Annotated in this window: 15 protein-coding genes; 7 read left to right on the forward strand and 8 right to left on the reverse strand. The window is 59.0% G+C overall.

What is annotated here, in order from left to right; all coding sequences use genetic code 11:
- From BFQ04_RS11930 to BFQ04_RS29985, 5 genes are read right to left on the reverse strand one after another with little or no spacing between them, the layout of a single operon-like run.
- Nucleotides 1-267 (reverse strand): MoaD/ThiS family protein, encoded by a 267-nt coding sequence (locus BFQ04_RS11930; RefSeq protein WP_065951002.1) that lies wholly within the window; start codon nt 265-267, stop codon nt 1-3.
- A gap of 14 nt (nt 268-281) precedes the next feature.
- A complete protein-coding gene (locus BFQ04_RS11935; protein WP_065951003.1) occupies nt 282-911 on the reverse strand; it encodes a DUF6445 family protein in 630 nt (209 codons plus the stop codon).
- A complete protein-coding gene (locus BFQ04_RS28555) occupies nt 893-2,038 on the reverse strand; it encodes a ThiF family adenylyltransferase (protein WP_083217971.1) in 1,146 nt (381 codons plus the stop codon). Before BFQ04_RS28555 ends, BFQ04_RS11935 begins: the two co-directional genes overlap by 19 nt.
- A gap of 19 nt (nt 2,039-2,057) precedes the next feature.
- Nucleotides 2,058-2,597: a GNAT family N-acetyltransferase gene (locus BFQ04_RS11940; RefSeq protein ID WP_065951004.1), complete on the reverse strand. Its 540-nt coding sequence runs from the start codon at nt 2,595-2,597 to the stop codon at nt 2,058-2,060.
- A gap of 59 nt (nt 2,598-2,656) precedes the next feature.
- Nucleotides 2,657-2,788 carry a hypothetical protein gene (locus BFQ04_RS29985; protein ID WP_256544580.1) on the reverse strand — a complete coding sequence of 44 codons (132 nt, stop codon included), beginning with the start codon at nt 2,786-2,788 and terminating at the stop codon, nt 2,657-2,659.
- Nucleotides 2,789-3,378: 590 nt separating this feature from the next.
- Here BFQ04_RS29985 and BFQ04_RS11945 point away from each other — a divergent pair.
- The 4 genes from BFQ04_RS11945 to argE are packed head-to-tail and all read left to right on the forward strand — an operon-like array spanning nt 3,379 to nt 6,932.
- The gene (locus BFQ04_RS11945; RefSeq protein WP_065951005.1) at nt 3,379-4,668 is read left to right on the forward strand and encodes a flavin-containing monooxygenase; all 1,290 of its coding nucleotides are present in this window, start codon (nt 3,379-3,381) and stop codon (nt 4,666-4,668) included.
- 23 nt (nt 4,669-4,691) lie between these two features.
- A complete protein-coding gene (locus BFQ04_RS11950) occupies nt 4,692-5,102 on the forward strand; it encodes a RidA family protein (protein ID WP_065951006.1) in 411 nt (136 codons plus the stop codon).
- A gap of 10 nt (nt 5,103-5,112) precedes the next feature.
- Nucleotides 5,113-5,790: a DUF1028 domain-containing protein gene (locus tag BFQ04_RS11955; RefSeq protein WP_065951007.1), complete on the forward strand. Its 678-nt coding sequence runs from the start codon at nt 5,113-5,115 to the stop codon at nt 5,788-5,790.
- The gene (gene argE / locus BFQ04_RS11960; protein ID WP_065951008.1) at nt 5,787-6,932 is read left to right on the forward strand and encodes an acetylornithine deacetylase; all 1,146 of its coding nucleotides are present in this window, start codon (nt 5,787-5,789) and stop codon (nt 6,930-6,932) included. Before BFQ04_RS11955 ends, argE begins: the two co-directional genes overlap by 4 nt.
- 121 nt (nt 6,933-7,053) lie before the next feature.
- Here argE and BFQ04_RS11965 read toward each other — a convergent pair whose 3' ends face one another.
- Nucleotides 7,054-7,965 (reverse strand): LysR substrate-binding domain-containing protein, encoded by a 912-nt coding sequence (locus tag BFQ04_RS11965; protein WP_065951009.1) that lies wholly within the window; start codon nt 7,963-7,965, stop codon nt 7,054-7,056.
- 250 nt (nt 7,966-8,215) lie between these two features.
- Here BFQ04_RS11965 and BFQ04_RS11970 point away from each other — a divergent pair, with 250 nt between their 5' ends.
- Nucleotides 8,216-9,631, forward strand: a complete 1,416-nt coding sequence (locus tag BFQ04_RS11970) for a purine-cytosine permease family protein (protein WP_065951010.1) — start codon at nt 8,216-8,218, stop codon at nt 9,629-9,631.
- Between the two features lie 195 nt (nt 9,632-9,826).
- Here the strand turns inward: BFQ04_RS11970 and BFQ04_RS11975 are convergent, their stop codons facing one another.
- Nucleotides 9,827-11,026, reverse strand: a complete 1,200-nt coding sequence (locus tag BFQ04_RS11975; protein ID WP_065951011.1) for a TPM domain-containing protein — start codon at nt 11,024-11,026, stop codon at nt 9,827-9,829.
- 131 nt (nt 11,027-11,157) lie between these two features.
- On the opposite strand from BFQ04_RS11975, the gene BFQ04_RS11980 reads away from it, so the two are divergent.
- Nucleotides 11,158-11,973 carry an alpha/beta fold hydrolase gene (locus tag BFQ04_RS11980; RefSeq protein ID WP_065951012.1) on the forward strand — a complete coding sequence of 272 codons (816 nt, stop codon included), beginning with the start codon at nt 11,158-11,160 and terminating at the stop codon, nt 11,971-11,973.
- Entirely contained in the window at nt 11,963-13,123 is a 1,161-nt protein-coding gene (locus BFQ04_RS11985; protein WP_065951013.1) for a PAS domain-containing sensor histidine kinase, read from the forward strand. Before BFQ04_RS11980 ends, BFQ04_RS11985 begins: the two co-directional genes overlap by 11 nt.
- Here BFQ04_RS11985 and dapF read toward each other — a convergent pair.
- Nucleotides 13,083-13,898, reverse strand: a complete 816-nt coding sequence (gene dapF / locus BFQ04_RS11990; protein ID WP_065951014.1) for a diaminopimelate epimerase — start codon at nt 13,896-13,898, stop codon at nt 13,083-13,085. The two genes, BFQ04_RS11985 and dapF, sit on opposite strands and share 41 nt — an antisense overlap.
- Between the last annotated feature and the right edge of the window lie 58 nt (nt 13,899-13,956).

Raw genomic sequence — 13,956 nt, forward strand, 5'->3', positions numbered from 1 at the left:
TTAGCCTCCTGCGATGGCTATGGTTATCTCAACGACGTCCCCGTCGTTCAGTTGCTCAGCGCACTCAAAATATAATTTATTATTTATAAACACACTTGCAAATGGCTTCAGCGTGGTTTTTCCAGCTCTTTCCATATACAGATTTTCGTAAGTGTCGCGATCAATTCTTTTTAGTTGCGCGGGTATATCCTGATAGTGTTCTGCGTTCATTTCCAGTTCAGGTTCAGATGAGACAGTATCAGGCAACCTCAGTGTGATATGGACCATTCACCCTCCTATAACTAAATGTAATATTCAAAATGCTGGGTTAAGCGGCCGTCAATTTTTGATGAGCCAAATAGGCCTGTAGACGCATGAAAACACCTGGACATCAATATGATCGCCCTGTTGAATTGCATAGGGAGTTCTCCGATCTGCTGCCAGTTGTCCCAATCACGCATGTAGGATTTCAGATAAGCCGTGAACGCTTCATCGCCGGGTACGGCATTTGACCTGATCGATATCATCTGAACCCACTTGGTCGTCATCGCCAACTCCCCGCTGCCTTTACACTTATACAGCCCTATTCCGCCGGACAAGTCTTGATTACGAGAAAGGTAGATAACCGCCGAGTATCTTTGTTGGTCTTGATGGACCCCGTCAGGTCGGGTTTCATTATCTGCACTGTTCGCAAGCCGGAATTTTCCTTGTAGAAAATTTTTACCGGGGATTGGCTTTTCTTCGTTTTTACTCTGCACACATGAGAAGACCCGCTGTTTGACTGGCGCCCAATCAACGGTATCACTATAAGCCTCGCCACCAGGATAATTAGCACCCAGCTTAGGGGAATAATCCAACGAAAGTGCTAGATTCCTGATAGTTAAGGGGTCAGGATAGAAATTATCGAGTATTTCTACAAAAGTGTTTGACATTGCGGTGCCTCACTCTTCTTACTCAACTGACAAGGACAGTCTGGACGGGCTGCGATTTCCACCGACGTTAAAGACATGCTCGTACCGCTATATCTCAACAAGGCGTGATGTCGGCCGGCGCCTGGCGACAGAATTAACTTAATTGCCTCGGCTGCCTGGAGTACGCCTATAACGCCCGGAGTTACACCTAATACGCCGGCGTCAGTACAGCTCGGAGATAGGGCTTTGGGAGGAGGTTCAGGATAAACACAGCGGTAACACGGCCCACCTGGCAAATTAAAGACTCCAACCGTGCCTTGAAAGCGATGCACCGCGCCATGCACTATAGGGATATTTACTTTAACTGCGGCATCACTTAATGCATACCGAACTGCAAAATTGTCAGTGCAGTCTATAATTAGATCATAAGAAGCAATTATGTCGGCGGCGTTATTTTCGGTGACGGCGTCTATATAGAGATTAGTCTTAACATGAGTATTCAGATTTTTGATTTTTCGTTCTGCCGCAATGGCCTTACGTGTGCCGACATCATATTGATCGTATAATATCTGTCGGTGAAGATTGCTCTGATCGACAATGTCGTGGTCTGCAATGCCTACCGTCCCAACCCCTGCAGCGACTAAGTAATATAAGCAAGGCGACCCAAGCCCCCCCGCTCCGACGACTAATACCTTTGCAGCCGCCAGATTTTCCTGACCTCGAATTCCGACTTCGGGCAGCATCATTTGCCGAGCGTATCGGGTGAAATCGCATTTATTTAAACTCGAAGGCTGTTCAATCGGTAGCCCAAGGGCCTTCCAGTTATTTATACCGCCGCGCAGCGAAGATACATCTTTATAGCCCAAACTCATCAGCGCGTTAACAGCATATACTGAGCGCTTCCCTGACTCGCAGTATAAAACTATAATATCTTCCACATCGCGCACATGATCTTCCAGCCAGGATTCCAGGGCTCCACGCTTAACGTGTTTAGCGCCCGGTATCATGCCATGAATAACTTCTTCGTCCTCACGTATATCAATGACATTGCTATCAGGCGCCAGCAGGGCCAACACAGTAGATGCATCAACTTCCTTGACTCGACGTTCTAGCCTTTTCTTTATTTCCTGCGCACGCATAACGTCCATGTAAGACCTCACGTGAAATCTAGTCTGAAATATAGCTTGTCAATATATGATCTTTCCAAGTGCCATTTAGCTTAAGGTACTTTCTCGCATAGCCCTCTCGCTCAAAACCCAATGACTTGAGTAATCTACCGCTTCGTTGGTTAGACGGCTCATAATTTGCCATGATCCGATTCAACCCGAACGTTGATAGTGTCTGACTGATGGTGTGTAACAATGCCTCTCGCATCAGTCCTTTGCCCTGATAGTCTCTATCGATGCTATAACCCAGATAGCAGGCCTGAAAGGGCCCCTTAATGATCTGATCGTAATGGATACTGCCAATGACAGCGTCGCCATCCAACATCATAAAGCGCAACTCTCTGTCAGCGTCCAATGACAACTTATAATTCAGCATTTGTTTTTGCCAGAACGCTTCAGTATAAAACTCGCCGCCACGCAGCGGCATGGAGGGTGCAAGATGAACTTTGTTGCGAGTGTAATACTCGACTATTGATGCCGGGCGTACTTCTAATTGATCGACGAGTGTAAGCTTCTCAAAAATTTCATGTGTGCTTTTCATACTTCATCCTTGTACCCAAAGCTAGGGCGCCCTAGCTTTGGGATTAAGCAAAAGCTATATTACTCTTGCCATTCTTTGTTTGACGTTGGAGCTGAGATAGCGAACACCAGTTCATCGTCAACTTCTGCGTGAAGATCTACTTCGACCAACTGTTCATCCAGTTCAAGTTGAGTTGCTTGTTGACTGTCCATAGTTAACTCCTTGAGTGTGTATGTGCCGAAATGGCATGGAAAGTAATAGACCCTACCGCTATGAGTGTCAAATGCTGTTGATCAAGGGCACGTCTTGTCTTCCGGTACGAGTTTTGTTGTTTCAGACGATGGGAGAGAGCACACTTTTCGAGATGGCAAATTGCTTTCTTCACCGACAACTCTTAGAAAAAACTGCATAAGCTCAAGGAGTTGCAAGGACTGTAATTTAAGCGCTTTTTGTTAGCGAATCCATTTGATAAGCCGGGCCACCAGCTCTTCAACTCTGCTGATATCCATATCATCTTTAAAATTTAGATAGTATTTGCAATCTATTTTTATTTGCGACTCGGTCTCACTTGACTCGAGTTTGGCGGTTAACGCATAAAATATACCGGCTTATGCTCATCGACTTCTTCTCGCTGTCACGCTGCATTTACGAGCAAGCTCTATCCCATTGTGGCGTCCACGTCTCTGCATCCGATATTTATGCTCACTCCCAAGCTTAATAATATTTTATTAAACCCCACCCTCCCCCTAGCCTTGAAGTCACGCCCAGGCTGAATCCAACTGCATTACGCAAGGACAGACACATGACCCAAGCAATAACAAAAACAGACACCCTGGTGGTGGGCGCCGGCCAGGCCGGCGTGGCCATGAGCGAGCACTTGAGCAAGCACGGCGTGCCGCACCTGGTGCTGGAACGCAGCCGCATCGCCGAGCGCTGGCGCACCGGGCGCTGGGACTCGTTGGTCGCCAATGGGCCGGCCTGGCACGACCGCTTTCCCGGACTGGAATTCGATGATGTGGCGCCCGATGGCTTCGCGCCCAAAGAGCGCGTAGCGGATTACTTTGAAGCGTATGCACGCACGTTCAATGCGCCGATTCGCACGGGTGTGGAAGTCACTTCGGTGGTGCGCAACGAAGGTCGCCCAGGCTTTACCGTACACACCAGCGAAGGCGTGATCGAAGCCAACCGCGTGGTGGCCGCCACCGGGCCGTTCCAGAAGCCGGTGATCCCGGCCATCGCGCCGAAAGACACCGCGCTGCACCAGATTCATTCCGCCGATTATCGCAACCCTGCGCAATTGCCGGCAGGTGCCGTGCTGGTGGTGGGTGCCGGTTCTTCCGGGGTGCAGATCGCCGACGAATTGCAGCGCGCCGGTCGCCAGGTATACCTGTCGGTCGGCGCCCATGACCGCCCCCCTCGCGCTTATCGCAACCGGGATTTCTGCTGGTGGCTGGGGGTGCTGGGCGAATGGGACCAGGCGGCGATGAAACCTGGCCGTGAGCACGTGACCATCGCAGTCAGTGGCGCCCACGGCGGCAAGACCATCGATTTTCGTGAGCTGGCCCAGCAAGGCATGATCCTGGTCGGCCTCACTCACTCCTTCAGTGGCAACGTGGCAAGCTTCCAACCCAACCTGGTGGACAACCTGGCCCGTGGCGACGAGAACTACCTGGCCCTGCTGGATGCGGCGGATGCCTACATCGAGCGCAACGGCCTCGACCTGCCCCTGGAGCCCGACGCCCGCCGCGTATTCCCGGACGCCGACTGCATCAAGGATCCGATCCTGGAACTGGACCTGGCCCAGGCCGGCATCACCTCGATCATCTGGGCCACCGGCTTTGCCGTGGACTACAGCTGGCTCCAGGTGGATACGTTCGATGCGGCCGGCAAGCCCCGCCACCAGCGCGGCGTCTCCAGCGAGGCCGGGATTTATTTCCTGGGACTGCCCTGGCAATCACGCCGTGGCTCGTCGTTTATCTGGGGCGTGTGGCATGACGCCAAGTACGTGGCTGACCACATCGCCATTCAGCGTCAATACCTTGCGTACCGCGAAGCCGCCCCGGTGGCTCGCCCGTCCCCTGTCAACGCCTGATCCCCTTGCCGGAGTTTTTCACGATGCCTACTCACACCCGTATTCGCATGTTCAACACCCAGCAAACCTACCCCAACCAGAGCCTGGACAACGACCTGTGCCAGGCCGTGCGCGCCGGCAACACCGTGTATGTGCGCGGCCAGGTGGGCACCGATTTCGATGGCCAACTGGTGGGCCTTGGCGACCCGCGGGCCCAGGCCGAACAGGCCATGCGCAACGTCAAACAACTGCTGGAAGAAGCCGGCAGCGACCTCAGCCATATCGTCAAGACCACTACCTACCTGATCGACCCGCGCTACCGCGAACCGGTGTACCAGGAGGTCGGCAAGTGGCTCAAGGGCGTGTTTCCGATCTCCACCGGGCTGGTGGTCTCGGCCCTGGGCCAGCCGCAGTGGCTGATGGAAATCGATGTGATCGCGGTTATTCCCGAATAAGGAGCCATCCATGACCTTTTCAATCGTCGGCCGCTGCGCGGAAACCGGCCAGTTGGGCATCGCCATCAGCTCATCGAGCATCGCCGTCGGGGCCCGCTGCCCATGGCTGCGCCCCGGTGTGGGCGCGGTCGCCACCCAGAACATCACGTTGCCGGCCCTTGGACCGGACGTGCTCGATTTGCTCGAGCAAGGCCTCACGCCTGCCGATGCCATCGACAGCGCCTTGACGCGCAACGGCTACAGCCAATACCGGCAACTCACCGCGATCGATCACCTGGGCCGCAGCGTGCATTTCAGCGGCAGCGAAACCCTGGGTACCCACAACGCCGTGTCGGGCGAACAGTGCGTAGCGGCGGGCAATATGCTCGCTGACCGAGGGGTGATCGAAGCGATGGTCCAGGGCTTCGAACACGGCGAAGGCCAACTGGCGGACCGCTTACTGGCGGCCATGCATGCCGCGATCGCCGCCGGTGGCGAAGCCGGCCCGGTGCATTCGGCTGCGCTGGTGGTGGTGGGCGAGCTGACCTGGCCGATCATCAACTTGCGCGTGGACTGGGCCGATGACGCGCCCATTGGTGAACTGCAAAAGCTCTGGGACGCTTACCGCCCGCAAGTGCAGGACTACATCGATCGCGCCCTCGCCCCCGACCGCTCGCCTGGCTACGGCGTGGCCGGGGACGAGCGATGAGCCGCAGCCGCGAACTGCTGCAGACGCTGGTGGGGTTCGATACCACCAGCCGCGAATCCAACCTGCAGTTGATCGAATTCGTGCGCGATTACCTGGCCGGCTTCGGCGTGGCCAGCGAGCTGATCTACAACGCGTCGCGCAGCAAGGCCAACCTGTTCGCCAGCGTCGGCCCGGTGGAACTGCCCGGCATTGTGCTGTCGGGGCACACCGATGTGGTGCCGGTGGATGGCCAGCCCTGGACGCTGCCAGCGTTTCAACTGACCGAACGTGACGGCAGACTGTATGGCCGTGGCACTGCCGACATGAAGGGCTATATCGCCTGCGTGCTGGCGCTGGTGCCGGAATTGGTCAAGGCGCCGTTGCGCCTGCCGGTGCACATCGCCCTGTCCTACGACGAAGAAGTCGGCTGCCTCGGTGTACGCTCGCTGCTCGGCGTGCTGGAGCAACGGCCGGTGAAACCGTTGCTGTGCATTATCGGCGAGCCGACCGAGCTCAAACCCGTGCTCGGCCACAAGGGCAAGCTGGCGATGCGCTGCGAGGTGCATGGCGAGGCGTGTCACTCGGCGTATGCACCGTCCGGCGTGAATGCGATTGAGCACGCCGCCGAGTTGATCGGTGAGCTGGGGCGCATCGGCCAACGCTTGCGCGCGCGCCAGGACCCGCGCTTCGATCCGCCATTCAGCACCGTGCAGACCGGAGTGATCAGCGGCGGCAAGGCCCTGAATATCGTGCCAGCCGATTGCCGGTTTGATTTTGAAGTCCGCGCCCTGCCTTCGACGGATCCAGGCGAAGTGGCCGAGGCATTGCAAGCCTACGCCATGCAAGAGGTACTGCCGCGCATGCAGGCCGTGAGCCGGCAGAGTTCGATCCGGTTCACCGAGTTGTCGGCCTACCCGGGTTTGGTCACCGATGAGCGCAGCCAGGCCGCCGAGCTGATTGCGGCGTTTTCCGGTTCCAGGGAGTTTGGCACCGTGGCGTTTGGCACCGAGGGCGGGCTGTTTGACGCAGTGGGCATCCCCACCGTGGTGTGCGGGCCGGGGAGCATGGACCAGGGGCACAAGCCGGATGAGTTTGTCAGCCTGGAACAGCTCAAGGGCTGCGATGCGATGTTGCAGCGGATGCTGGACTCGCTCCGCATCTAAATACACCAGCCATCCAATGTGGGAGGGGGCTTGCCCCCGATAGCGGTGTATCAGTCAACTTATCTGTAGCTGATCCACCGTAATCGGGGGCAAGCCCCCTCCCACATTGGACCTTGTGTTTTTATCCGAGTAATCGCGCCAGTTCTTCACGGCAGTAATCGACGAACAACTGCACCGGCTTGGTCAGCGGTGCGCGCTTGAGCCACACCGCCGACAATCCGGAGCCGGTCACGGTTTCCACCAACGGAATACACACCACCTGCTGCCCATCATAGGTGTACTCGCTGAACGGTTTGGTCACCAATATCGAAAAGCCGAACCCACGTCCCACCATCCCGCGCACCATTTCGATCGATGGCGAGCTGAACACGATATTCGGCGTTAACCCGCGCTCTTCAAAAATGCTCACGAAGTAGGTCCGGCTGGGCAGCACGTCCAGCAGGATCATCGGTTCCAATACCAGGTCCGCCAACGACACTTTGGCCTGCTGTGCAAAGCGATGGCCGGCCGGCAACAGCGCGTACGGCTGCTGCGGCGGCATCAGCGGCGTGGTCTCGATGGAGCCGCCCAGGTCGTGTTCGAACAGCATCGCCACATCGATGGTGCCTGCGGTCAACGCCTGCACCAGCTCCTGTTGCTCACCGTCGCGAATACGGATCTCCACCCCCGGCCAGCGCGCCTTGAAACCGGCAATCAGGCGCGGCAGGTACAGCGGCGCCACGGTTTCGAAGCAGCCGATATCGATCTGCCCGGCCACCACATCATTGTCCGCCAAGGCGTTCTGTTCGAACTCGTGGGCCACCCGCAACAGCTCCAGCGCCTTGCGATAGAACCGCGCGCCGCTGGGGGTCAGGGACACGCCCTGGGCGTGATGCCGGATAAACAGTTGCACACCAAAACTGTCTTCCAACTGCTTGATCGCCGTGGACACCGACGGCTGGGCGATATACAGCTTGCGCGACGCCTCGGCGACGCTGCCGCATTCGGCCGTGGTGACGAAATATCTGAGTTGGCGCAGGTTGTAGGCAGCCATCAGGCCTCCGGAAAACAGGGTGTTTTGCCCCAGACTAGTGCAGGAAGAACCGGCTTTTTTTAACGAATGAAGCCCATGCAACATACCGGAGCAAAAATCACCGCGAGATACTTTTTTTAAGGTCTGTAGCAACAAACTTACTAATTTACCTCCCCATGTCCATTGCAGATGATCACTCCAACAACAAAGCGCCGCCGTTGCTGCGCACAGCGAAGTACGTCCACGTACTCACCTTGCCTTGGAGCTCGTCATGGTTACCACTGCAACATCCTCCGCCCCGCTTATCGAAAAACACACGATTGGATACGTGCCTCCGGAAGATCGCCATGGAAAGGTAAGAGACCTGTTCACCCTGTGGTTCGGCGGCAACATCGCGCCGTTGCCGATTGTCACCGGCGCCTTGGGCGTGCAGCTGTTCCACCTCAACCTGGTGTGGGGCATCGTCGCCATCCTCGTCGGCCACTTGGTCGGCGGTGTGTTGATGGCGTTGCACTCGGCCCAGGGCCCGCAGATGGGCATTCCGCAGATGATCCAGAGCCGCGCCCAGTTCGGCTCCCTTGGCGCGTTGTTGGTGGTGGTGATTGCCGGCGTGATGTACATCGGCTTCTTCGCCTCCAACATTGTGCTGGCCGGTAAGTCCCTGCACGGTGTAGTCGATGCGGTACCGGTGCCGGTCGGCATCGTGATCGGCGCCATCGGCTCGGGGATCATCGGCATCATCGGCTATCGCTTCATTCATGTGCTCAACCGTATCGGCACCTGGGTACTCGGCGCCGGCATCGTGCTGGGCTTCGGCTACATCTTTACCCATGTGCAGACCAGCGACTTTTTGACCCGCGGCAGCTTCAACATTTCCGGTTGGCTGGCCACCGTGTCCCTGGCCGCGTTGTGGCAGATCGCCTTTGCGCCGTACGTCTCGGACTACTCGCGCTACCTGCCCGCCGATGTACCCGTCGCCTCCACCTTCTGGACCACCTACCTGGGTTCGGCCCTGGGTTCGAGCCTGGCGTTCATCTTCGGCGCCGTCGCCGTGCTCGCCACGCCCGTCGGCATGGACACCATGGAAGCAGTCAAGCTCGCCACCGGTTCCATCGGCCCATTGATGCTGGTGCTGTTCCTGCTCAGCGTGATCAGCCACAACGCCCTCAACCTGTACGGCGCGGTGCTGTCGATCATCACCCTGGTGCAGACCTTCGCCTACCGCTGGATCCCCACGGCGAAAAGCCGCGCGGTGATCTCGATTGTGGTGCTGGTGGCCTGCGCAATTGCGGCAGTGTTTGCCTCCAAAGACTTCATCGGCCACTTCGTCGACATGGTGCTGGTGCTGCTCGTGGTGCTGGTGCCCTGGACCGCGATCAACCTGATCGACTTCTATGCGATCCACAAGGGCCAATACGACATCGCCTCGATCTTCCGCGTAGATGGCGGCATCTATGGCAAGTACAACCCCCAGGCGTTGCTGGCATATGCGGTGGGGATTGCGGTGCAGATTCCGTTCATGAACACGCCGCTGTACGTCGGGCCGATTTCCGAACACATCAACGGCGCGGACCTGTCGTGGGTGGTGGGGTTGGTGGTGACGTCGCCGTTGTACTTCTGGCTGGCGAGTCGGGACAGCGCGTATAAGCGCCGGATGGACGGCGGGAAGTTGTTGAGTGGGGTTTGATACAGAGTCTCAGTGGGTTTTCTGTTTTTGCAAGAACTGCAGCCGACCAACCTGGCATGCCCAACGCGGTCAAAACTGTGGGAGGGGGCTTGCCCCCGATGGCGGTGTGTCAGTCACTGTATGAATTGACTGAACCACTGCTATCGGGGGCAAGCCCCCTCCCACATTTGGGTTTCAGTGGCAGCTTCTACGTCGTTACCAACTCCCCGACGCCCCGCCGCCGCCACTGGAACCACCACCACCGGACGAGCTGCTGCTGGAACCGGACCCGCTGGAACTTGAACCCGAGCCACCGCCCGAGCCCGAGCCCGACCCTTCGCCAACCTTGCCGAAAAGAATCAACGCGACGAACGACGCGATAGGGAACGCCAGCAGCCAGCCGTCGCGGCCGTGATCGATCACCAGCCCGGCCACCCCATACACTACGACCGCCGCCACCAGTCGCACGACAAAACCGGTGCGGCTGGTTCGCCAGGTTTGCCGCATGATCAGCAGCAGCACCAGGTACAACCCCAGTACCACCAACACACACACTGGCCACAGCAGCCAATGGATAAAATTGACGTCCACGTACCGGTCCGCCACCACCAGAGCGGCGATATAGATCAACAGCCCGATCACACCGTAGAACAGCGCTCGCACCTGCCACAATGCGCCAAACAGGGCACCGCCGATCAACAAGGTCAGCGGCATGACAAACAGAAACATCGGCCACTCCCGCCCCCCGCCCAGCAATGTCAGCAACAGCGTCGCCGCCACCGCGGCGATCAAGGCTTTGCGCCAATGCAACTTGCCGCCAGCGAGCAGTACACCCAGCAGGCCACCCAGAACAAACGCCGCCAGCAGCGCAAAAAATTGCGGATTGATCCGGGGCGCGGCCACCTCGGGCAGGTCGCCGCCGTCCACCAGCACCGTCAGCGCGTCCACGCCCTGTTGAACACCGCCGGCAAAGTCGCCCTGGCGAAACGCCGGGGTGATGCGCTCTTCGATGATGCGATGGGCCAGCAGGTCGGTGACCGTGCCTTCCAACCCGTAGCCCACCTCGATGCGCAACGTGTGATCGTTCTTGGCCACCACCAGCAGGATGCCGTCGTCGACGTCCTTGCGCCCCAGCTTCCAGGCGCGGAACAGGTGGTTGGCATAGTCTTCGATACCGGTGTCACCGGTGCTGGGCACCAGCAATACGGCCACCTGCGCGCCTTTGCGCTGTTCAAGGTCGGCCAGTTGCTGCTTGAGGCGCTGGACGCTGTCGGAGTCGAGGGTGTTCGTCAGGTCAATGACCCGCTGGTCAAGCGCAACGCCGATGGGCGAGATGTCGGCCCTGGCGGTGATCGACAGACTGGCCAGTACCAGAACCAGCACGCTCAAGACCGATTGCCGTAGAATCGCCATCATGTATTGTTACCTGAAGTTTCTTCCTGAAGGCGCCGACTTTACCTTATCTGCGCGCAAACGCGTGACCCAGGGCCCGCGACTCTCTAAACTGCGGCTGCGCTGCATAGCAATAAGCCATCTACGAGAACGCCATGGACCTACGTCACCGCAACAACGTCAGTGTGATGGGCCAAGGCGCTTCGACCTTGGTGTTTTCCCATGGCTTTGGCTGCAACCAAGCGATGTGGAATGCCCTGGCGCCGCATTTTCGCGAACGCTTTCGCGTGGTTCTGTATGACCTGGTGGGCGCCGGGCTGTCGGACCTCAGCGCGTTCGATAAAGACAAATACGGCACGTTGGGCGGCTATGCCCGCGATCTCAACGAAATTATCGACGCCTACGCCCAAGGCCCGGTGATTCTGGTGGGGCACTCGGTCAGCGCAATGATCGGCACCCTCGCCGACCGCCTCGCCCCGGGGCGTGTTGCGGCGCAGGTGATGATTGGCCCATCGCCGTGCTATATCGACACCGACGGTTACGTCGGCGGCTTCAAGCGCGACGATATCGACGACCTGCTCGACACCCTCGACAGCAACTACCTTGGCTGGTCCAGCAGCATGGCCCCGGTGATCATGGGCGCCCCGGAGCAACCTGAACTCAGTGCCGAACTGACCGCGAGTTTCTGCCGCACCGAACCCGACATCGCCAGGCAATTTGCCCGGGTGACCTTTCTTTCGGACAACCGCCAGGATGTGATCGGCCTGACCACGCCCGTATTGATCCTGCAGTCGAGCGACGACTTGATCGCGCCCGTGGCCGTGGGCGAATACCTGCACAGCGTGCTGCCCAACAGCACCTATCACCTGGTGGACAACATCGGCCACTGCCCGCATATGAGTGCGCCCCAGGCGTGCGCGGCGGCGATGGATCAGTTCCTGGCGCCGTGGGCAGGCGTCAGTGCCGGCTGAGTCGCTGTTCGACAACGCCGCCTGTGCCCTGGCGGTGACCCGCCAAGACGGTACGATTGTGCACGCCAACCAGCGCTTGAGCGACTGGCTCGGCCTCAGCGCGGTACAACTGATCGGGCAACGCTTTCAAGACCTGTTGACCATGGGCGGGCGGATTTTCTACCAGACCCATCTGGCGCCGATGCTGCGTATGCATGGCAGCGTCAACGAGGTGAAGCTCGACATTCGCCATCGCGACGGGCACAAAGTCACGGTGCTGCTCAATGCCAGCCAGCGCCAGCAGGCCGACGGCGTGGTGTATGACCTGGCGCTGTTCGGCACCACCGACCGCGACAAGTACGAGCGCGAGCTGCTCAATGCGCGCAAGCTGGCCGAAGCGCTGCTTGAGGAAAAAACCGCCACCGAACGGGCGCTGCACCAAGCCCAGGTCGAATTGAGCGAGGCCTATGCCATTGCCCAGCAACGCGCGTTGTTCGCCGAACAAATGGTGGCGATCGTCAGCCACGACTTGAAGAACCCTCTGACCGCGATCCGCATGGCGTCGGACTTTCTTCGACGCGGCGAGCGCACGGCCAAGGAGCACCAGTTGCTCGGGCATATCGACCAGTCGTCCGAACGCGCCCAGCGCATGATCGCCGATCTGCTGGACTTCACCCAGGCCCGGGTCGGCCAGGGCATCACCATCAGGGCCCAGCCGCTGGATTTGCACAGTGTGATTCATCGCGCCGTGGACGAACTGCGGGTGGCCTTCCCCAAGGCCACGCTGGTGCATCAAGCCGAGGGCCGGGGCGATGCATGCCTGGATGCCGACCGTGTGCAGCAGGTGATCGGCAACCTCGTCGCCAATAGCGTGGCCTATGGCGACCTGCAACGGCCGATCACCATCACTTCACGCCTGGGTGCCAGGGGCGCCGAGGTCTCGGTGCACAACTACGGCGCGGCGATTCCCGAGGCGTTGCAGGCCGGGCTGTTCGAGCCCATGACCCGCGGCACCCACCAGGGCAGCGATGTGCGCAGCGTGGGCCTGGGCCTGTATATCGTGCGCGAACTGGCCAGGGTGCACGGCGGCGATGTGGCGGTGAACTCCTGCGCGACGCGCGGCACCACTTTCAGCGTGACGTTCCAGGCAGGTACGCCGCACCTTGCATGATCGGCTCGACGCTGCCCGTGAGTACCACCCCGCCCTGCCCGTCCCACTGCACTGTCAGGGTGCCGCCGTCGCATTCGACCTCTACCTTGTCATCGAGCAGCCCGCGTCGAACGCCATTGACCACCGCCGCGCAGCAACACGACCCGGAGCCCAAAGGCACGCCACCACCACGCTCCCAGATGCGCAGACGAATACGGTTGCGGTCGAGCACCTGCACAAAATGCACATTGGTCCTGGCCGGGAACAGCGGATGGCGTTCCAGGGCCGGGCCCACGGCTTCGACATCGACGGCGGCGATGTCGTCCACGAAAAACGTGCAGTGCGGATTGCCCATGCCGCAGGCGGCCGGCTCACCGTCGATAGGCAGCACGCGGGTGTCAATTGCCTTGGCCAGCGGCACGCCGGCCCATTCCAACGAAGGCGCGCCCATGTCTATCGAGACGCGCTGGCCACTGACGCGCACGCACGTCAGCAAACCTCGGTCGGTACGCAGCACGATGGCGTGGGTACCGGCCTCATGCATCAGGCGATCCGCCACACCCCGTGTCGCGCTGCCGCAGGTTTGCAGGGGCGTGCCGTCCGTGTTCCAGAACTGCACGCGGGCGGCGGCGTCTTCGCAGTCGAGGATCACGGCCAGCTGATTGAAACCGATACCGGTGGGTCGATCACCCAGGCGCCGGGCAATCTCGGGGGTAATGGGGTTATCCTGGCCACGGCGGTCGATGATGATGAAGTCGTCGCCGTGGGCGTGCATCTTCACGAAAGGTAAAGTCATGGGCAGTCCTGTGGTCAACTCGGCAGCCCTACTCTAACACCCCTGTAGGAGCGAGCTT

Origin of the sequence: Pseudomonas sp. 37 R 15 (genome assembly GCF_900004865.1) — a bacterium.
Classification (GTDB): Bacteria; Pseudomonadota; Gammaproteobacteria; order Pseudomonadales; family Pseudomonadaceae; genus Aquipseudomonas; species Aquipseudomonas fluorescens_AM.